Raw genomic sequence first — 18,585 nt, forward strand, 5'->3', positions numbered from 1 at the left:
CAAAGGATATCGACTTAACTACTAAATAAGACAATAATAACCTACCTATTAATAAAAGAAGCCGGCTCAAAATACTTTTTGAGTCGGCTTCACTTTTACTTTATCCAGCTACAGCGGCTAGAATGATCGGTGGCTTCGCTTCTTCCTTCGAGGCAAAAAACGCCTCTACGTCTGAAGCTCCATCCCCCTCACATTCTGAGCGAGCCGCTTGCGCTTTTATTTTATCCAGCTACAGCAGCTAGAATCTCCGGCCATTTCACACTCTCGTTCGAAGCCAAAAGCGCTTCTCGGTCGAGCGTTCCAATGACCTGCGATTCTGAGCGAGCTGCCTACGCTTTTATTTAACCCAACCGAGCAGCATTTCCCGCACGAATTTGCTTGCTGCGATTGGTGTTTGATCACTATGATCGTAGACTGGAGCTACTTCTACTAAGTCTGCTCCGACTACTTTTATATTTGAATTTGCAATTGCTACGATGGACTCTAATAGTTCTTTAGATGTGATACCTCCAGCTTCTAATGTTCCTGTTCCAGGAGCGTGAGCTGGGTCTAATACGTCGATGTCAATTGTGACATAGACTGGGCGTCCTGCAAGTTTCGGTAATACTTCCTTTAACGGTTCTAATACGTCAAATTTATATAAGTTCATACCTACTTCTTTTGCCCATTCGAATTCTTCCTTCATTCCAGAACGAATACCGAAAGAATATACGTTTTCCGGACCAATTAAATCGCACACTTTACGAATTGGTGTAGAGTGGGATAAAGGCTCTCCCTCATATGACTCACGTAAGTCAGTATGAGCATCCATATGGATGATTGCTAAATCCGGATATTTTTTTGCCATTGCCTTAAAAATTGGCCAAGACACTAAGTGCTCTCCGCCGAGACCTAGTGGAAACTTACCGGCATCTAATAGTTTTGTTACATATTCTTCAATCATGTCTATGCTGCGCTGTGGATTCCCAAATGGTAATGGGATATCACCCGCATCAAAATATTTTACCTCTTCTAGTTCACGATCTAAATACGGACTATATTCTTCAAGACCGATTGATACTTCACGAATACGTGCAGGGCCAAAGCGAGATCCTGGACGGAAACTTACTGTCCAATCCATAGGCATCCCGTAAATAACTGCCTCTGACTCTTCAAAACTTGGATGACTTTTAATAAATACTTTACCTGAATAAGCTTCATCAAAACGCATATTCTTTTCCTCCTTATGTGGAACTTAAGGTATCCCAACCTTTCACTATTTCTCAAATTTGGAGCGCATTGCTCCTCTTTCTCGATTTACCTGGGCCTTCTTGTTATCACAAGAAGACTACTTCATTTGTAGCAGTGTAAGTAACTAGCATGTTCAAGCCTTCTAGACAAACACCTTAAATGAGTTACTTACACTTTATTTATTTCAATTTAACGCTCTTACTTAATTAAATCGCCAACAAATTTCGGTAATGCGAATGCTGCATTGTGCAATTCTTTTGTGTAATATTTCGTTTCGATTTCATGGAAACGCTCTTCACTTACTTCTAATGGATCATGTTTTTTAGATCCGATTGTGAACGTCCAAAGTCCACTTGGATACGTCGGAATGTTTGCTGTGTATAGACGAGTAATTGGGAAAATCTCTTTTACGTCTTTAAACACAGTTGTAATTAGTTCTGGTGTAAACCAAGGGTTGTCCGTTTGAGCAACGAAAATACCATCTTCTTTTAACGCTTTAGAAATTCCAGCGTAGAAGCCTTTTGTAAATAGGTTTACTGCTGGGCCTACTGGCTCAGTAGAATCTACCATAATTACGTCATATTCATTTTCGCTTTCTGCGATGTGTAGGAAACCGTCTCCTACTTTTACTTCTACACGCTCATCATCTAATGCGCCTGCAATTGATGGTAAGTATTGTTTAGAGTACTCAATTACTTTTCCATCAATTTCAACAAGAGTTGCTTTCTTTACGCTTGGGTGTTTTAATACTTCACGAATAACACCACCATCGCCACCACCTACTACTAATACGTTTTCAGGGTTTGGATGTGTAAATAAAGGTACGTGCGCTACCATTTCATGATAAACGAACTCGTCCTTTTCTGTTGTCATAACCATGCCATCTAAAATAAGCATGTTTCCGAACTCTTCCGTTTCAACCATATCAAGTTTTTGGAATTCTGTTTGCTCCGTATGTAATGTGCGGTTAATACGCGCCGTAATTCCAAAATGCTTTGTTTGTTTTTCAGTGAACCATAGTTCCATCGTACAATCACGCCTTTCAATGCAAATTTATAATAGGGACATCATTAATGTCCCCTAACAAAAATAAAACAAAACATCCAAAAAGTATAGTTAAAAGTACAAAAATACCGAAAATATATTTTAGTCAGAGGGTTCTAACATATATGTGAAAAGGGATTGCTCTGTAATAGGAAAGAAAACCCTTTCTTAAGAAAGGGTTTTCAGAGTGTTGGGAAACCCTTTAGGGTTCCCAACACTCTGGAATCTTTTTTGATTTTAGCGAAAGAAAACAACAAAAAATAGTAGAATTTAGAAAAATAGCCCTCCACCAACCCCTTTTTGGTTAGATGGAGGGCTATTTTTTTCATGTTTTGACAAGCGGCGGTGAGGTAAGCCTGCATTTGGACAGATTTCAGCCCTCGAAACCGAGCATATCGATAGCCATGTAGTTCTTTTGCATCCGCAAAGCTTCGCTCTATAGTTGAACATCGTACTTTATACAACTTTTTCCCTGTAGCTGTTAGTTTGTTTTTTCTAGCGATATCTTTATATTTCTCCCATATATGATGGGTGATAACTTTTTGTTTTTGTTTCTTTGAAAAGCATACCTCACGTAGCGGACAAACAGCGCAGTCTTCTGGATTCGATTTATATTGACGATATCCTTCGCGATCCGTTGTCGCATATTCTAAAATACATCCCATCGGACAAGCAAATGCATTCATTTCTTCTACATATTTAAATTGGCTTTTCGGTACTTCTTTATTTCTCTTTCCAAATCGGCGATACCCCATCACCATAAATATATTTCTTTCTGATAACTTCTTACAGATATATCCTGTAAAATAGCCTGCATCAAGAGCTACAGCTTCCACTTCAAATCCGAATTTATCAACTTGAGCTTGTAGACGTGCTAAATACGGCTCGGAATCTGCCATATTTCCAGCCGTTATATAGGTATCTGTAATAATATTGTACTTCGCATCAGTCGTACGATGATCTAAAAAATGAAAACCGTTCGGTTTTCCATCTCTCATTAAAAATCCACTATCTGGATCCGTTGTACTTATCCGAGTTTTTTTAGTAGGGGTATCACTTTCCTTTCTAGGTTTTAATTCTTTTTTCCGTACGCCTCACGATCTTCGATTACCGCAGCTTCTAGTTCATCTATATAGAACTTTGCCTTTTCTTTTTTATATTTATGTACAAATTTATTTTTATTGGCATTGGCCTTAATGTGTGTGGAATCTGTCATCAACGCACGTCCTCCTACCATACGGCGCTCCGTCGCTTGTCTCACAATCTCATCAAAAATTTCTTCGAAAATATTTGTATGAACGAAACGAGTACGGCGATTCCAACTGATTGTAGAATGATCTGGAATTGTATCTGATAGAGAGAACCCTAAAAACCAACGGTAGGCAATGTTCGTTTTAATCTCCTTTTCCAATTGACGCTCAGAACGAATACCATAAAAATATCCAATAAACATCATCTTAAATAAAACGATAGGATGGATTGACGGACGGCCATTGTTTTCACAATAATAAGGGCGTAACTTCTCCTCAATAAAATCAAAACTAATTGTCGCTTCAATCGCACGAAGGAAATGATCTTGTGGAACCAATTCTTCTACAGAAACAGATACACGCTCGTCGCGATGATTTTTTAAAGCACCCATCATAAGAAATCTCTCCTTTTCCTCTTTTTTATCAGTGTTGACACATAAAAAGAGGTTCAGACACAAAAATAGGCTGTGGAGAAGGCTTTCTCCACAGCCTGAAAACCCTTTCTTAAGAAAGGGTTTTTGTCTCTATTTCTACCGGTTTACGAATCGGAATTAAGATCATTACGCAACCAACTAACACAACAATTCCACCGACTAAAAACGGACTTTGTGGTGAAACTGTATGACCGATGACCCCTGATAAAATTGGAGCAATCGCGCCTCCTAACCAACGAACGAAGTTATAAACACCTGATGTAACAGATCTTTCATAAGGTGAAATATCCATTACATAACTTGTAAATAACGCGTTATTTAAGCCTGATGCTAATCCTGATAGAACGATTAACACGATTTGTAACCACATGATTTTAACGAAGAATAGTGCAATTAAGAAAATCGCAAATACGAGTAAACTACCTTTTAACAATGTTTTTGGTTCATATTTACCTTCTAGCTTATGCGCTAAAATTGCTGATCCGTAAGCTAATGCTAATCCCCATCCGCAAAATACAAATCCTAATTGAATAGCAGATAAATGCATAATAAGTGGTGAATATGCTAACACGACGAAAAATCCGTAGTAATATAACATCCCCGAAATAGCACCTTGCATAAACGGTTTATACTTCACCAGGTTAAGTAATTCTCCTACGCCTGCCGCTTTACGCTTCACTTTTCGCTCCGGTTCTTTTACAAAAAAGAAAACTAAAATAAATGCTAAAGAAATTAAAATACTCGTCGCAAAAAATGGGTAACGCCAAGAATGTCCACCTAATATACCGCCTAATAAAGGTCCACCTGCCATCCCTAAACCGATAGCTGCTTCATATAATCCTACTGCTTCATGAACTTCTTTACTTAATGCAATTAATAATGTCATCGCCGTTGCGAAGAACATCGCATTTCCTAATCCCCACCCCGCGCGGAAAAGAGATAATTGAGCAATCGTTTGCGATATACCACATATAAATGCAAATACAGTTACAATCGCAAGACCGATCGTCATCATTCGTTTATCACCAAATCTTGATGCAAATATTCCAGCTGGTAACATCATAATTGCCATCGTTAAAATATAAGCTGTAAATAACATCTCGACTTGCCAATGCGAAGCACCAATTTGTTCAGCAATACTTGGTAAAATTGGGTCGACTACTCCTATACCTGAAAAGGCAAGGAAGGTAGCCACCACTGTAATCAATCTCCCTAATTTTTGTTTGCTCTCCATTTTGATTACTCTCCTTTTGTATTCTCTAAAAATGTAACTGCACGGCTTAAACTATCCTCTAGCTCTGCCTTAACACGCTGCATTTGCTCCATTTTTTCGTCTAACGTTTGCACTTGTTTTTCAAGCATCTCTTTAATTTCTTGAATCACTTCACGGTCACGCGGATTCTCACTGTTTCTTCTTTGTTCCATTCTTTCTTTTAACGATAAGAAATGTTGCATTTCTTGAAGCGTAATTCCTAGTACTTCTTTCGCTTCCACAATCCTTTTAATTCTCGCAATGTCCTCGTCTGTATACAGGCGAATGTTCCCTTCACTGCGTTCTGGGGGATGAATTAAACCAATTTCCTCATAATAACGAAGTGTACGCTTTGTTAAACCAACTTGCTTTGTTACTTCATCAATTTTATACATGTGTATTCCTCCCTTCACCAATTATTACATTTTACGTTAACGTTAACTTTTGTGCAACTGTTATACTTTTGTAAATGTTTGTCATATGAATTGTATTTTTCTCAAAGCAGTTTCATAATGAAAGAAAAGAGATGATAAGGAGATTTTCACATGAATAAACCACTTATTTTCGCTCACCGCGGGGTAAAAGGAACACATCCAGAAAATACGATGATTGCCTTCCAAGAGGCTGAACGCATTAGTGCTCACGGAATTGAACTTGATGTTCATCTATCAAAAGATGGTGAACTAGTTGTTATTCATGATGAAACGGTGGACCGCACAACAAATGGCGTGGGACTTGTTTCTGAGAAAACTGTAGAGGAATTACAAGCTTTAGATGCTGGTAGCCATAAAGATCCTTCTTTTCATGAGGCGAAAATCCCAACATTACGAGAAGTATTTATTTGGCTCTCTACAACAAATTTACAACTTAACATTGAATTAAAAACAGATGTTCTTCATTATCCAAATATTGAAGAAAAAGTTGTTGCTCTTGTTCGTGAATATCATCTATCCAATCAAATTGTATTTTCATCATTTAACCACGATTCCGTTTCATTATTAGCAGAAATTGCTCCAGAAATTCCAAGAGCGATTTTGTACGATACACCACTTGCAGATCCTATTGCTGAAGCAAAAAGGCGCGAGGCGACTGGATTACATCCAAACTTTCAATTATTAACGAAAGAGTTTGTCCAATTAGCACAGGGGCAAGGATACGTTTTTCGTCCTTACACTATTAATGAATATAAAGATTTACAAACTATGATTGACTATGGTGTAGATGTCATCATTACCGATTGGCCAGCACGTGCCTTTGAGCTCCTTTCTTAATTGAAGGGGCTTTTTTGTTTTCAAAATTTCATTGTTTAAAATAAACGAAAACCCTCAATACTAATACAATAATGCTTGTATTAATGAGGGGCTGAAAAAGATGGATCAAACTATGAATCCAAAACTTAAAAAATATAAACGTCTTTTCTTCACCGTAATGTTTTCTTGTGTTCTTTTTTTCGTTTTTTCCTTTTTTATTATCATTATAGCTGCAAAAATTATGGGGCCTCCCCCTGTTGCAGTGCCGCAAACGAGTGTCTTTTACGCTAATGATGACACTGTTATAGGACAAAGTAATGAAACACAAAAGCGCTATAATGTATCTCTTGATGAAATTTCTCCTTATGTAAAAGAGGCAACACTATCTATTGAAGATCAACGATTCTACAAACATCATGGATTTGATATAAAGCGCATTGTTGGTGCCATTGTTGCCGATTTAAAAGCAATGGCAAAAGTACAAGGTGCTAGTACTATTACACAACAGTATGCTCGTAACCTATACTTAGATCATGATAAAACGTGGAAGCGTAAACTATTAGAGGCAATGTATACCGTTCGCCTTGAAGTGAACTATAATAAAAATCATATTTTAGAAGGATATTTAAATACAATTTATTACGGGCATGGTGCTTACGGAATCGAAGCTGCTTCTCGCCTGTATTTCGATAAAACTGCAAAAGAATTAACATTAGCAGAAGCTAGTATGCTCGCAGGCATTCCGAAAGGACCTAGCTTTTACTCTCCCTTTTTAAAAGAGGAGCGTGCTAAAGGGCGTCAATCCCTCATACTAGATGAAATGGTAGAACAAGGTTATATTACAAAACAGCAAGCTGCCTCGGCAAAAAAGGAACCGCTAACTTTCGCCTCATTAGATACGAAAAAAGTGGCAGAGGTCGCGCCTTATTTCCAAGATGCTGTACAAGCTTCTCTTCTTCGTGATATCGGATTAGATGAGCAAGCCTTACAACGAGGCGGCTTACGTATTTATACAACGCTAGACCCTAAATTACAATCTGTAGCAGAGCAAGCTGTAAAAAATCATATACCTGAAACAACAAACATCCAAACTGCCCTCGTCTCTATGAATCCAAAAACGGGTGAAGTGGCTGCCCTTGTTGGTGGAACTGATTATAATACGAGTCAATTTAACAGAGCTACACAAGCCACTCGTCAGCCCGGCTCTACATTTAAGCCATTCCTATATTACGCAGCCTTAGAACGAGGATTCACCCCTGCTACGCGCTTAAAAAGCGAATACACTGTATTCACTTTAGGTGACGGTGTTTCCAAATATAAACCGAAAAATTATAAAAACTATTATGCAGACGACTTTGTGACAATGGCACAAGCACTCGCTGTTTCTGATAACGTATATGCTGTGAAGACAAATCTATTTTTAGGCGAAGACATTCTTACAAAAACAGCGAAGCAATTCGGTATTACTAGCGCATTAAAAGATGTTCCGTCTCTTGCTCTCGGCACATCTCCTGTAAAACCAATTGAAATGGTCAATGCTTATAGCATGTTTGCAAACGGCGGGAAAGAAGTAAAACCAATCTTTATAAGGCGCATCGTTGATCATGAAGGAAATATGCTATACGATGCTCATTTAGAAAGTAAACAAGTTCTAGATAAAAGCAAAGCCTTTGTGATGGAAGAAATGATGGCAGGTATGTTTAATAAAAAACTAAGCAGTTATGCCGCTGTGACCGGTCAATCGATGTTATCAAAACTATCAAGAACATATGCTGGAAAGTCTGGTTCTACAGAAACTGATAGTTGGATGATTGGATTTACCCCGCAGCTCGTAACAGGGGTTTGGATTGGATACGATCAACCTAAATCCATTTCAAACGTAGCAGAACAAGGATACGCAAAAAAAATATGGACCGATACAATGGAAAAAGGATTAGATGGACAGCCTAAACAAGAGTTCAAACAACCAGCAGATGTTGTTGCAGTCGATGTTAATCCTGAAAACGGTAAGATTGCTACAAAAAATTGTCCCATTTCTGTGAAAATGTATTTCGCAAAAGGTACAGAGCCAACAGAGTATTGTATGGATCACGTTGACGATAAGGAAGAGTTCGAAAAGGTTAGTGAAGAGAAGAAAAAGACGGGTTGGTGGAAAAAATATCTCCCGTGGTAAAAAAATAGCTGACGGAAATCCGTCAGCTATTTTTATTCGCCTAATAATGCGTGGCGCAATTCTTCACTAGATTCGTTCCAAATTGCTTCATTATGCTCTTTTAAGAATGTACCAAGTACTTTTTTAGATGATTCATCCATATGATCAATCATGATGTGACGCTTTAGGGATTTATCCATTTTATTTACATGCTCTGGAAGTGATTTATATCCGCGGCGAATTTCACGATCAACTGTCATTTCGCAAGCAGTTACACCTGCGTAATATGCACCGTTTGGTGTTCTTTCAATTGTTACCCAAACAAGCCAAAACGGTTTTCCGTTTGGAACTTCATCTTTATTTGTTAAAAACTTAATTCCTTTTTCTACTGTACTACGCGCATGCATCGCACCGATATCAACGAACGCAGTTTTCTCTAATACATCAACAAATACAGGAGAAATATTTTCTAAACTTAATGCCCCAACGCCAAAACCACCATGTCCATCTGTTGAATCATTTTTCACGATATTAAAACCGATTTTTTTCTTTTTCTCTGTCATATGTAAACTCCTCCTCGCTTAATGATTAAAAAAGCCTGAAAATAGGCGCAATGATATTTTGTAAAAATACTAATACATATGGAATAACAACATTGAAAATAGGTTGAATTGTGTAATTGCTAAGCGGTGTAATAACAAGAATTAATAACGCAATTGATCCATACTTTTCATACTGTGTCATTTTCGCACGAATATTTGCTGGTGCTAAATCTTCCACAACGCGATAACCATCAAGTGGCGGGATTGGTAATAAATTAAATACAAGTAAAACAATATTAAGCATAATAAAAATTTGGAAAAATTGATCCAGCGTATCCGCTACTGCAAGTGGCATCGCATCTAACGCACCAAACGTTATTAAGCTATACCAAATAATTAAACCAATTGCACTTAAGATAAGATTACTTATCGGTCCCGCAATAGAAACTAATATTCCCGCAAGACGCGGTCTTTTAAAGTTATACGGATTAACAGGTACTGGTCTTGCCCAACCGAATCCAAGAATTAGTACAGCAATCATACCGATAGGATCTAAATGAGCCATCGGTGATAACGTTAAACGTCCTTGCTTTTTCGCTGTATCGTCTCCAAATTTATATGCAACATACGCATGTGCAAATTCATGCACAGATAGCGCAATAATAATTGCCATTGCTACCAATGGAATTTGTTGCAATGGGTATCTAAATAACTGATCCATAACTCATCTCCTCTTCCATATGTCAAAAAAAGAAATTATTTGTTTTTCCGATTGTTCTTCCTCATAATCCGCTATAATAAGAGTGTAACTTACATAAAAGGAGCGATTATACATGCCATACGTAACAGTGAAAATGCTAGAAGGACGCACAGAAGAACAAAAGAAAGCTCTTGCTGAGAAAGTAACAGCAGCAGTAAGCGAAACAACTGGTGCTCCTGAAGAAAACATCGTTGTTTTCATCGAAGAAATGTCTAAAAACCATTATGCAGTTGGCGGAAAACGCTTAAGCGACAAATAATTTCAAGTTTTTTCATAAGAAGCAGCTCTTAGCTGCTTCTTATTTCTTTCCTTCTAACAACTCGATAATTCTCTCTTTATATTTTCCTTTTCTTCCATCTTCATAGATTAAATCATGCGGATAGAATAGCTTTTGATCCGTTCGCTTCTTACCTGTAATCGCCTCAACAATATCCGATTCACGCGAAAGCTCTCTAAGTTCCCCGTTCGGCATAAGAAGTAAGATTGGCAGACGCTCTTCTTCTTCTCCTGCGCGGTAAAAGTCATACGGTAAATCCGATGTTGAATCCACAACTAAGTAATACTCTGGATCGAGTCCAATCTTTTTAAATAAGCTACTTAGCTCCATCCAATTATCTAAACCGTGCTTATCTGTAAACTCTACATATTTAAATAGATTTCGATTCATAAAACGGCGGCATAAGTCACTTAAAATCGGATCTTCTTCGTCTTGCCATACTTGGAAGTAATAATACATTACGTTCTCGTCTAACTTTAAATAATCCTCTACTGTCACTTCTTCTTCAAATAAAGAATAGAAATGAACAGGATGATTTTTAAACGCATAATACTTCTCATGCAACGATTTAGCTCGGTGTAAAATCTTCGTTAAAATTACTTCTGCACTACGTGTTACCGGATGAAAATATACTTGCCAATACATTTGATAACGGCTCATAATATAATGCTCTACAGCATGCATACCACTATTTTTAATGACAACTTGATTACCGTACGGGCGCATGACACGCAGTATACGTTCCATATCAAAGTTCCCATACTTTACACCAGTAAAATATGCATCTCTTAATAAATAATCCATACGATCGGCATCAATTTGGCTCGAAATCATACTAATCGCTAATTTATTAGTAGATGTTTTCGCAATTACATCTGCTACCTTTTGCGGGAAATCCTTATCAACACGGCTTAACACACGATTAATTTCCGTATCACCAACGATAATCTTTTGCGTAAATTTCTCATGATCTAACGAAAATACTTTTTCAAACGAGTGAGAAAATGGGCCGTGACCGACATCATGAAGTAATGACGCACATAAACATAACAATCTATCTTCAGCATTCCAGTTCGGTCTGCCATCAAACACATCATCAATCATACGACGAATAATTTCATATACACCTAACGAATGAGTAAAGCGACTATGCTCTGCACCGTGAAATGTAAAAAATGTCGTACCAAGCTGCTTAATACGGCGCAAGCGTTGAAATTCTTTCGTTCCGATTAAATCCCAAATAACGCGATCACGCACGTGTACATATTTATGTACTGGGTCTTTAAACACTTTTGTTTCGCTGAGTTTGTCGTTTAAATATACCACTTTCCGACACCCCCTTTCTTTACTGCATTCTTACTATATATTATAAACGATATAGGAAACAGAAAGAAATGAAAGACTATATTAATTCCTGTTATATAAAGAAAAATCACCTTTACCAAAGCAAAGGTGATTTTTCTTTATATATTATTTTCCTAAAATGAACTCAGTAACTTCGTCTAGGATCATTTCTTTACCTAGTGGGAAGTATCCTTTGTTTACATCTTCATTACTGATTGTAAATACATGGTTGTTTTTAACAGCGTTCATATTTTTCCAAATTGATTCTTCTTGGAATTCTTTTAGACGCTGAGAACCGTCACCAGTTGTAAATACGAATAAGTAATCTGGGTTGTAATCAATTAAAGCTTCTTTTTGTATTTGTACTAACGGTTTATCAGTTGGTGTACCTTTAACTGCTGGTAATTTTAAATCACCAAAGATTACGCTACCGTAACCGTAGTCACCGTATACACGGAATGCATTTGGATATGCAGCCATTTTCATGAATGTTGCATCGCCAGTTTTAGCAACGATTTTATCATGTAATTTGCTTGCTTTTTCATCATACTTTTTGAACCATTCTTTTGTTTCTTTCTCTTTACCGAAGATTTGACCTACTTCTTCGAATTTTGGACGCCATTGGTCTAATGGAGTCTTTAACATAACTGTTGGTGCAATTTTAGATAATTGATCATAAATCTTTTCTTGACGATTGTTTACAATAATTAAATCTGGTTTTGCAGCAGCCACTGCTTCGATGTTAATTTTATCGCCCCACGCAGAACCAACCGGTTTTACATCTTTCAATTTCTTCTCAATATGTGAATCAATTTTTTCTTGTGTTGTATTTGCAGTAATAATCGGTTTCATACCGAAAATTAATAATTCTTCTGTTGAACCACTAAGGTCAGCAATTTTCTTTGGATTTGCAGGAATTTTAATTTCCCCTTTTGCGTGTTGTACAGTGCGCTCTTCAGTTTTCGCATCTGCTTTCTTTTCTTCTTCTTTGTTAGAACAAGCTGCAAATAGTACAGAAGTAACAACTAGTACCATTGCTAATAGTGCCATTTTAAAATTCTTCATATTCCGACTCCTTCTAGCTGTATTTCTCTTATAATTTGCATGTAACTATAAGAAACGAAACAACATTTAATTAATATATTTTTATTAATTGTTGTTTATAACCCGTTCTAACGGGCGTTCAACTTCCCATCCGTGGGTAAGAAGCTCAACGTCCATTAGAACTCCCCCTCTCACCTCTTTAAGAGGGGGAAATTCTATTAATTACGCTTTTTTACGCAATTGATTATTAATCATCGCTAAATCGTATGTTAAACAAATTGGTTTACAGTTTACTGGACATGGAACGATTTGAGCTTCGATTTCAAATACATTTCGAAGCGTTTCACTTGTCATAACTTCATCTGGCGTTCCTTGTTTCATTAACTTCCCAGCTTTTAATGCAATCATATGATCAGAGAAACGAGAAGCATGATTTAAATCGTGAATAACCATAACAATCGTTCTGCCTTCTTCTTTGTTTAACTTCTTCAGTAAGTTTAGTACCTCAAGTTGATGAGCCATATCTAAGTATGTTGTTGGTTCATCTAACACAAGTAAATCTGTGCCTTGTGCAAGAGCCATCGCAATCCATACACGTTGACGCTGACCACCTGATAAAGCTTCTGCTGGACGATTTGCGAATTCTGTCATCCCCGTCACTTCAAGTGCCCAATGAATGTAGCGATAATCCTCTTCTTTCAATGTTCCAAATCCTTTTTGATGAGGAAAACGTCCATATGAAACAAGTTCAAACACAGTAAGGCCTGTTGGCACTTCTGCAGTTTGTGGTAAAATCGCCATTTTCTTTGCGATTTCTTTCGTTGGCTGTTTCTCAATTGCTTTTCCATCAAGATAAACAGTACCTCGTTTTGCTTTCAAAATACGAGAAGCCGTTTTTAATAATGTGGATTTCCCACAACCATTTGGTCCAATAATCGTTGTAATTTGTCCTTCCGGAATTTCAACTGTTAATCCATCTATAATTAACCCTTCATTATACCCAACAGATACCGCATCAACTGCTAAAGTTGCCATACAAAAAGCCTCCCTTTATTTTGTCCTCATAAGTAAATATATGAAATATGGTGCACCAATTACAGAAATAACAAGACCGACCGGTATTTCTGAAGTTGGTAACACACTTCTTGAAATTACATCTGCAAATAAAAGCAAGAACGTTCCTATTAATGCAGCCGTTGGTAACATAATTTGATGTTTACCACCAACGAGGCTTCTCGCTAAATGCGGAGCCATTAAACCGATAAAACCAATACCGCCCGCAACAGCGACAGATGCACCAGCTAAACAAACTGCAATAAATAATAATTTACGTCTTTCCTTTTCTACGTTTACACCAAGACCAACTGCTGTAGAGTCGCCTAAATTCATTACATTTAATATGTGCGCTTTACTAATGGCAAGTGGTAAGAAAATAACCATCCATGGGAGTACACTTAGTACGAACTTCCAATCTGTTCCCCATAAACTTCCTGCCAACCAAATCGTTGCAAAACGGAAGTCGTTAGATGTCATCTTCATAGAGAAAATTAAACTAACCGCACCAAATCCGGCTGCAACAGCGATACCAACAAGAATTAATCGAGTGGATGAAACGCCGTCTTTCCATGCTAGTAAATAAATAATAACCGCTGCTAATATCGCACCAACTAGCGCAAAGAATGGAAGGATAAATACAGATAAAAATGTACCTGTTCCAACTTTTCCAAAGAAAAAGTAGACGAATACAACAACTGTTAATCCCGCTCCAGCGTTAATACCTATAATACCTGGATCAGCAAGTGGATTTCGTGATAACCCTTGCAAAATTGCACCTGACATAGCTAATGCAGAACCAACTAATATAGCAATAACCATACGTGGCATACGAAATTCAAATAAAATAACAGATTGATCTTCTGCACCTAATCCAACCAATGACTTTAATACATCTATTGGAGGAATTTTAAATGTTCCTGTATTTAAACTTATTAAAAATATAGCAACAATTAATCCTACTAAAATCGTTAAAATAGAAACGTTCTTTTTTGTTAAGACGCTCGTCCTCACATCTTTCCTCTCCCTTCATTACGTGCTAAGTAGAGGAAGAATGGCACCCCAATTAGCGCTGTAATTGCTCCAATTGGCGTTTCAAATGGTGGATTAATAATGCGAGATAACATATCTGCACATTCAATTAGCAATCCACCTAAGACCGCAGAACATGGAATAACCCATCTATAATCTGAGCCTACAAGGAAACGAGTCATATGCGGAATTACAAGTCCAACAAATCCAACTGATCCTGCCATAGAAACCGCAGAACCTGTTAATACAAGAACAAGTACTGTTCCGATAAATTTAATTAATGTCGTATTTTGACCAAGTCCAATCGCAATTTCTTCACCAAAGCTTAAAATTGTGATATATCTCGACATCATAATTGCTATAACGAGACAAACAAGACCAATCGGTACTAACATATTAATACTTTGCCATTTCACTCCGGCAACACCGCCTGCATTCCACATACTTACCTCTTGGGCAAGGTTGAAATACAATGCAATTCCAGATGAAATTGCCCCTAATAAAGCACTAATTGCTGCACCTGCTAAAGCTAATTTCACAGGCGTTAATCCACCTGGTGAAGAAGACCCAATACCATATACAATGCTCGCTCCAAACGCAGCTCCAATAAAAGATGCAATAACAAACATTAAATAAGGTGAATTAGGGAAAAATGCATACATAATTGCAATTCCGAATACAGCACCATCTGTAATCCCCATTAACGATGGAGATGCAAGTGGATTTCGTGTCATACCTTGCATAATTGCACCTGATACCGCTAAAAAAGCACCTGCAACTACGCCCCCTATTGCTCTAGGCATGCGAAGTTCTTGAATTACGTTATGATGCGTGATAGACCCATCAAACTGAAATACAGCTTGCCAAACGGTATTTAAACTAATATCTGCTGCACCAAACGAAATAGAAACTGCCATGCTTAAAGCTAACAAAATTGTACCTGCTATTAAAATAATAGAAGCAACGAGCGGTCTGCTCTTAATCTCTTTAACATTCACATCTTGCTGTTCTATACTCCTTGCGCTCGCTTCCATCCCTCAACCATCCTAACCAACAACATATATTTAATAAAATGAAATTTATTCTCAAATAATAATAAAAAAATTAGGTGAATTGACCTTTTTCATGATAATGATTATCAGAATCAGACACTTTCTATTCTACCTACCACGTCAAAAGACTGTCAACCATTATTTTGAAATACGAATTCATACAAAACGCTATCTCATAGGCATAAAAAAAGAAGAGTAATCTGTTCACTCTTCTTTTTCTTACTTATTTAACTTTGCTTCAATTTTTACAATTAATTCGTCTTCTGTTGGAGCCGCAACTGGACGATTATTTACAAACGCGAATGATTTTTTACGACCAGGGCCACAGTAAGACTGACATGCAACCTCAATCGTTGCACATGAATCTACTTTTTTTAACTTCGGAATCAGCGTTTTAACGTTCGTCGCCTGACAATCATCACACACACGAAATTCGTTTCCCATTATATATAACACTTCCTCTATTTTAAACTTTTCACAAGTACATTTAAAAATAAACACTAAATGGTATTTTACCGCTCTTTGAAGCTTGTTGCAAGTCTCCGGGCGTAGCTCTATTCCTATATAAAGCTACCTATTTTTTATATTTTCTCCTTCAAAAGCTTTCATCATTCATAGCCACATTTCTTCTCTTCATTGAAATCTACCATATTTTTAAAAGCTTTGTATAAAAGCTCATTTTTTTGCCCATTATAAAAATAGGAAGTTCATAAAAAGAAAGGGAGTTGAATCTATGAAAGTAAGACAAGATGCTTGGACAGACGAGGACGATTTATTACTTGCTGAAACGGTGCTTCGCCATGTTCGAGAAGGAAGTACTCAATTAAATGCTTTTGAAGAAGTAGGAGATCAGTTAAATCGTACATCTGCTGCTTGTGGTTTCCGCTGGAATGCTGTTGTTCGCTATAGCTATGAACAAGCTCTTCAACTAGCAAAAAAACATCGTAAAGATAAAATGCGTGCTGCGGGCGGTGAACAGACAAAAAAACGTTTGCTTTACACACCACCAGCTTCAGCGGCGGCGATAACTGATTATGAAGAACACGTACCGTATGAAACAGCTGTTCAATATACAGAAGCTACTCCATATCAAAAGCCGACTGTCCCTGCTCCAAAAAGCTCAATAACAATGCAAGATGTTATTTACTTTTTACAAACAGTTGGATCTTCAAATATAAAAGTAACAGCTCTTGAAAACGAGAATACGAGATTGAAACAAGAAATTAAAACGCAAATCCTGCGAAATGAAGAACTAGAAAAGAAACTAGAAAAATTAGAACAACAATCTCATACTGTACAAGAGGATTACGAAACACTAATGAATATTATGAACCGTGCTCGTAAATTAGCAGTAATGGATGATGAGGAACGCTCACAAACATCTTTCCGCATGGATCGAAACGGTAACTTAGAAAAAATTGCAGAATAAAAAGGATGCATGCAATGCATCCTTTTTATTCTTTCACCTCTAAACTTCCCTTTATATATGAGAAAACCCCTTTCTACATTTTTTGCTATAATAGAGATTGTCATTTTAAAAATAAGGGGTTAGTTATATGAGCAATTCCCGTTCGATTTTATCTCAGCCAGAGTGGCGTATTGTAGATCAGTCTAGTTTAGGACCAACTTTCCATGCACTTCAGTCATTCGCAATGGATGACACGTTATGCACAAGTATTGGAAATGGTCTATCCGCTGCAACAATGCGCTCTTGGGTTCATCACAATACAATTGTTCTTGGCATTCAAGATTCACGCCTACCACATTTAGAAGAAGGTATTTCCTTTTTAAAAGAAAACGACTTCAATGTTATCGTTCGTAATTCTGGTGGACTTGCTGTCGTACTTGATGAAGGTGTTTTAAACGTATCACTTTTATTCCAAGAAACAGAAAAGGGTATTGATATCGACCTTGGATACGATACGATGTGGCATTTAATTAAGGAAATGTTAAAAGATTACGATGTTACTATCGAAGCAAAAGAAATTGTTGGTTCTTATTGTCCTGGTAGCTACGATTTGAGCATTCGCGATCAAAAATTTGCTGGTATTTCTCAGCGTCGTATTCGCGGAGGCGTTGCTGTACAAATTTACTTATGTGCGACAGGAAGCGGATCTGAGCGTGCCGCACTCGTTCGTGATTTTTACAACGTAGCAATTCAAGGCGAAGAAACAAAATTTACGTATCCTGAAATTGTACCGAGTACGATGGCTTCACTATCTGAATTACTTGGCGAAACAATTACAGTGCAAGATTTAATGATGCGCCTTTTAAAAACGTTGCAACAATTCGCGCCAAAGTTAACCTCATCTCAGCTAACAGTAGATGAAGTTCCTTTATATGAGACGAATTTACAACGTATTATTGACCGTAATAATAAGGCACTTGGCTTAGAGAAATAAAAACCGCCGCTATAGCGACGGTTTTTTTATATACATGCTTTTATTTTTTCACCACAACAAATTGCTTATCTTCTAAGAAAAATGTTTCTCCTAATTGTTCAATATATTTTTTCTTATTTAACTTAATGTGCTTGCCGAATTGAAGGTTTTTCAAATCAATTGTAATGTCTAGCTTATCATCTTTCTCATGTTCCTCTTCTCCATCTAAACAACTGTAGATTTCTATTTCTTCACCATCATTTAAATTGCTATTTATATAATGAAATAATACTTTCACACCTTCCCCCGGTCTCCCTAAATATCCATCCATTTCATAGACCCACATTTTATGAAAGTGTTTTTTGATCGGCTCATAGTACGTTTCTAATTTCACAATCGTTATAAAATCCCCTTCAATCATTCCGTAATCCCCTACTGGTAGTTCTTTATTTGCCGCAATAAATTGGTGTACTGTCACTTTCATCCCT

The 18,585-nt window shown here is 37.2% G+C and carries 19 protein-coding genes; 5 read left to right on the top strand and 14 right to left on the bottom strand.

Features of this window, described 5'->3' with window-relative positions:
• Positions 1-337: 337 nt before the first annotated feature.
• The 5 genes from speB to JFU23_RS14910 form a co-directional block, all read right to left on the bottom strand.
• On the bottom strand, positions 338-1,210 hold the full coding sequence (gene speB / locus JFU23_RS14890; RefSeq protein WP_002016350.1) for an agmatinase: 873 nt from the start codon (positions 1,208-1,210) through the stop codon (positions 338-340).
• 218 nt (positions 1,211-1,428) lie between these two features.
• Positions 1,429-2,256 (bottom strand): polyamine aminopropyltransferase, encoded by an 828-nt coding sequence (gene speE, locus JFU23_RS14895; RefSeq protein WP_000424693.1) that lies wholly within the window; start codon positions 2,254-2,256, stop codon positions 1,429-1,431.
• A 200-nt stretch (positions 2,257-2,456) separates the two neighbouring features.
• A protein-coding gene (locus tag JFU23_RS14900; RefSeq protein WP_374191747.1) for an IS1182 family transposase occupies positions 2,457-3,919 on the bottom strand; the annotation gives its coding sequence in 2 pieces (ribosomal slippage) (positions 2,457-3,358 and positions 3,358-3,919; 1,464 coding nt in all).
• Between the two features lie 109 nt (positions 3,920-4,028).
• On the bottom strand, positions 4,029-5,192 hold the full coding sequence (locus JFU23_RS14905; RefSeq protein ID WP_002016352.1) for an MFS transporter: 1,164 nt from the start codon (positions 5,190-5,192) through the stop codon (positions 4,029-4,031).
• Positions 5,193-5,197: 5 nt separating this feature from the next.
• Positions 5,198-5,605, bottom strand: a complete 408-nt coding sequence (locus JFU23_RS14910) for a MerR family transcriptional regulator (RefSeq protein WP_002016353.1) — start codon at positions 5,603-5,605, stop codon at positions 5,198-5,200.
• 150 nt (positions 5,606-5,755) lie between these two features.
• Between JFU23_RS14910 and JFU23_RS14915 the strand changes: the two genes are divergently transcribed.
• Together JFU23_RS14915 and JFU23_RS14920 are read left to right on the top strand one after the other, a co-directional pair.
• Entirely contained in the window at positions 5,756-6,481 is a 726-nt protein-coding gene (locus tag JFU23_RS14915) for a glycerophosphodiester phosphodiesterase (protein ID WP_002034922.1), read from the top strand.
• A gap of 100 nt (positions 6,482-6,581) precedes the next feature.
• Positions 6,582-8,633 carry a transglycosylase domain-containing protein gene (locus JFU23_RS14920; RefSeq protein WP_088040486.1) on the top strand — a complete coding sequence of 684 codons (2,052 nt, stop codon included), beginning with the start codon at positions 6,582-6,584 and terminating at the stop codon, positions 8,631-8,633.
• A 32-nt stretch (positions 8,634-8,665) separates the two neighbouring features.
• On the opposite strand, the gene JFU23_RS14925 is transcribed toward JFU23_RS14920, so the two are convergent.
• Together JFU23_RS14925 and JFU23_RS14930 are read right to left on the bottom strand one after the other, a co-directional pair.
• A complete protein-coding gene (locus tag JFU23_RS14925) occupies positions 8,666-9,175 on the bottom strand; it encodes a YwhD family protein (RefSeq protein ID WP_000136685.1) in 510 nt (169 codons plus the stop codon).
• A 25-nt stretch (positions 9,176-9,200) separates the two neighbouring features.
• A complete protein-coding gene (locus tag JFU23_RS14930; protein ID WP_201032189.1) occupies positions 9,201-9,875 on the bottom strand; it encodes a site-2 protease family protein in 675 nt (224 codons plus the stop codon).
• A gap of 112 nt (positions 9,876-9,987) precedes the next feature.
• On the opposite strand from JFU23_RS14930, the gene JFU23_RS14935 reads away from it, so the two are divergent.
• Entirely contained in the window at positions 9,988-10,173 is a 186-nt protein-coding gene (locus JFU23_RS14935; protein ID WP_001147171.1) for a 2-hydroxymuconate tautomerase, read from the top strand.
• A 39-nt stretch (positions 10,174-10,212) separates the two neighbouring features.
• Here JFU23_RS14935 and JFU23_RS14940 read toward each other — a convergent pair whose 3' ends face one another.
• The 6 genes from JFU23_RS14940 to JFU23_RS14965 all read right to left on the bottom strand — a co-directional run bounded on the left by JFU23_RS14940 (position 10,213) and on the right by JFU23_RS14965 (position 16,160).
• Entirely contained in the window at positions 10,213-11,517 is a 1,305-nt protein-coding gene (locus tag JFU23_RS14940; protein ID WP_002143908.1) for an HD domain-containing protein, read from the bottom strand.
• 144 nt (positions 11,518-11,661) lie between these two features.
• On the bottom strand, positions 11,662-12,600 hold the full coding sequence (locus JFU23_RS14945) for an ABC transporter substrate-binding protein (RefSeq protein ID WP_002138981.1): 939 nt from the start codon (positions 12,598-12,600) through the stop codon (positions 11,662-11,664).
• 201 nt (positions 12,601-12,801) lie between these two features.
• The gene (locus JFU23_RS14950; RefSeq protein ID WP_000212073.1) at positions 12,802-13,614 is read right to left on the bottom strand and encodes an ABC transporter ATP-binding protein; all 813 of its coding nucleotides are present in this window, start codon (positions 13,612-13,614) and stop codon (positions 12,802-12,804) included.
• 15 nt (positions 13,615-13,629) lie between these two features.
• Complete coding sequence (locus JFU23_RS14955; RefSeq protein WP_201032190.1) at positions 13,630-14,646, bottom strand: FecCD family ABC transporter permease; 1,017 nt, start codon at positions 14,644-14,646, stop codon at positions 13,630-13,632.
• Positions 14,643-15,698 carry a FecCD family ABC transporter permease gene (locus tag JFU23_RS14960; RefSeq protein WP_201032191.1) on the bottom strand — a complete coding sequence of 352 codons (1,056 nt, stop codon included), beginning with the start codon at positions 15,696-15,698 and terminating at the stop codon, positions 14,643-14,645. The genes JFU23_RS14955 and JFU23_RS14960 overlap by 4 nt, the downstream gene beginning before the upstream one ends.
• 237 nt (positions 15,699-15,935) lie before the next feature.
• Positions 15,936-16,160 (bottom strand): YuzB family protein, encoded by a 225-nt coding sequence (locus tag JFU23_RS14965; RefSeq protein ID WP_000526075.1) that lies wholly within the window; start codon positions 16,158-16,160, stop codon positions 15,936-15,938.
• 289 nt (positions 16,161-16,449) lie between these two features.
• Here JFU23_RS14965 and JFU23_RS14970 point away from each other — a divergent pair, with 289 nt between their 5' ends.
• The gene (locus JFU23_RS14970; protein WP_002016365.1) at positions 16,450-17,145 is read left to right on the top strand and encodes an RsfA family transcriptional regulator; all 696 of its coding nucleotides are present in this window, start codon (positions 16,450-16,452) and stop codon (positions 17,143-17,145) included.
• Between the two features lie 127 nt (positions 17,146-17,272).
• A complete protein-coding gene (lipL, locus tag JFU23_RS14975) occupies positions 17,273-18,118 on the top strand; it encodes an octanoyl-[GcvH]:protein N-octanoyltransferase (RefSeq protein ID WP_201032192.1) in 846 nt (281 codons plus the stop codon).
• 40 nt (positions 18,119-18,158) lie between these two features.
• Here the strand turns inward: lipL and JFU23_RS14980 are convergent, their stop codons facing one another.
• Positions 18,159-18,575, bottom strand: coding sequence for a hypothetical protein (locus JFU23_RS14980; RefSeq protein WP_201032193.1), 417 nt, complete (start codon positions 18,573-18,575; stop codon positions 18,159-18,161).
• Positions 18,576-18,585: the final 10 nt, after the last annotated feature.

The organism is Bacillus sp. TH50 (genome assembly GCF_016650565.1).
Lineage (GTDB): Bacteria > Bacillota > Bacilli > Bacillales > Bacillaceae_G > Bacillus_A > Bacillus_A mycoides.

Coding starts and splice junctions, on each gene's coding strand:
- speB (WP_002016350.1), bottom strand. CDS start 1,210: ATGCGTTTTGATGAAGCTTATTCAGGTAAAGTATTTATTAAAAGTCAT.
- speE (WP_000424693.1), bottom strand. CDS start 2,256: ATGGAACTATGGTTCACTGAAAAACAAACAAAGCATTTTGGAATTACG.
- JFU23_RS14905 (WP_002016352.1), bottom strand. CDS start 5,192: ATGGAGAGCAAACAAAAATTAGGGAGATTGATTACAGTGGTGGCTACC.
- JFU23_RS14910 (WP_002016353.1), bottom strand. CDS start 5,605: ATGTATAAAATTGATGAAGTAACAAAGCAAGTTGGTTTAACAAAGCGT.
- JFU23_RS14915 (WP_002034922.1), top strand. CDS start 5,756: ATGAATAAACCACTTATTTTCGCTCACCGCGGGGTAAAAGGAACACAT.
- JFU23_RS14920 (WP_088040486.1), top strand. CDS start 6,582: ATGGATCAAACTATGAATCCAAAACTTAAAAAATATAAACGTCTTTTC.
- JFU23_RS14925 (WP_000136685.1), bottom strand. CDS start 9,175: ATGACAGAGAAAAAGAAAAAAATCGGTTTTAATATCGTGAAAAATGAT.
- JFU23_RS14930 (WP_201032189.1), bottom strand. CDS start 9,875: ATGGATCAGTTATTTAGATACCCATTGCAACAAATTCCATTGGTAGCA.
- JFU23_RS14935 (WP_001147171.1), top strand. CDS start 9,988: ATGCCATACGTAACAGTGAAAATGCTAGAAGGACGCACAGAAGAACAA.
- JFU23_RS14945 (WP_002138981.1), bottom strand. CDS start 12,600: ATGAAGAATTTTAAAATGGCACTATTAGCAATGGTACTAGTTGTTACT.
- JFU23_RS14950 (WP_000212073.1), bottom strand. CDS start 13,614: ATGGCAACTTTAGCAGTTGATGCGGTATCTGTTGGGTATAATGAAGGG.
- JFU23_RS14960 (WP_201032191.1), bottom strand. CDS start 15,698: ATGGAAGCGAGCGCAAGGAGTATAGAACAGCAAGATGTGAATGTTAAA.
- JFU23_RS14965 (WP_000526075.1), bottom strand. CDS start 16,160: ATGGGAAACGAATTTCGTGTGTGTGATGATTGTCAGGCGACGAACGTT.
- JFU23_RS14970 (WP_002016365.1), top strand. CDS start 16,450: ATGAAAGTAAGACAAGATGCTTGGACAGACGAGGACGATTTATTACTT.
- lipL (WP_201032192.1), top strand. CDS start 17,273: ATGAGCAATTCCCGTTCGATTTTATCTCAGCCAGAGTGGCGTATTGTA.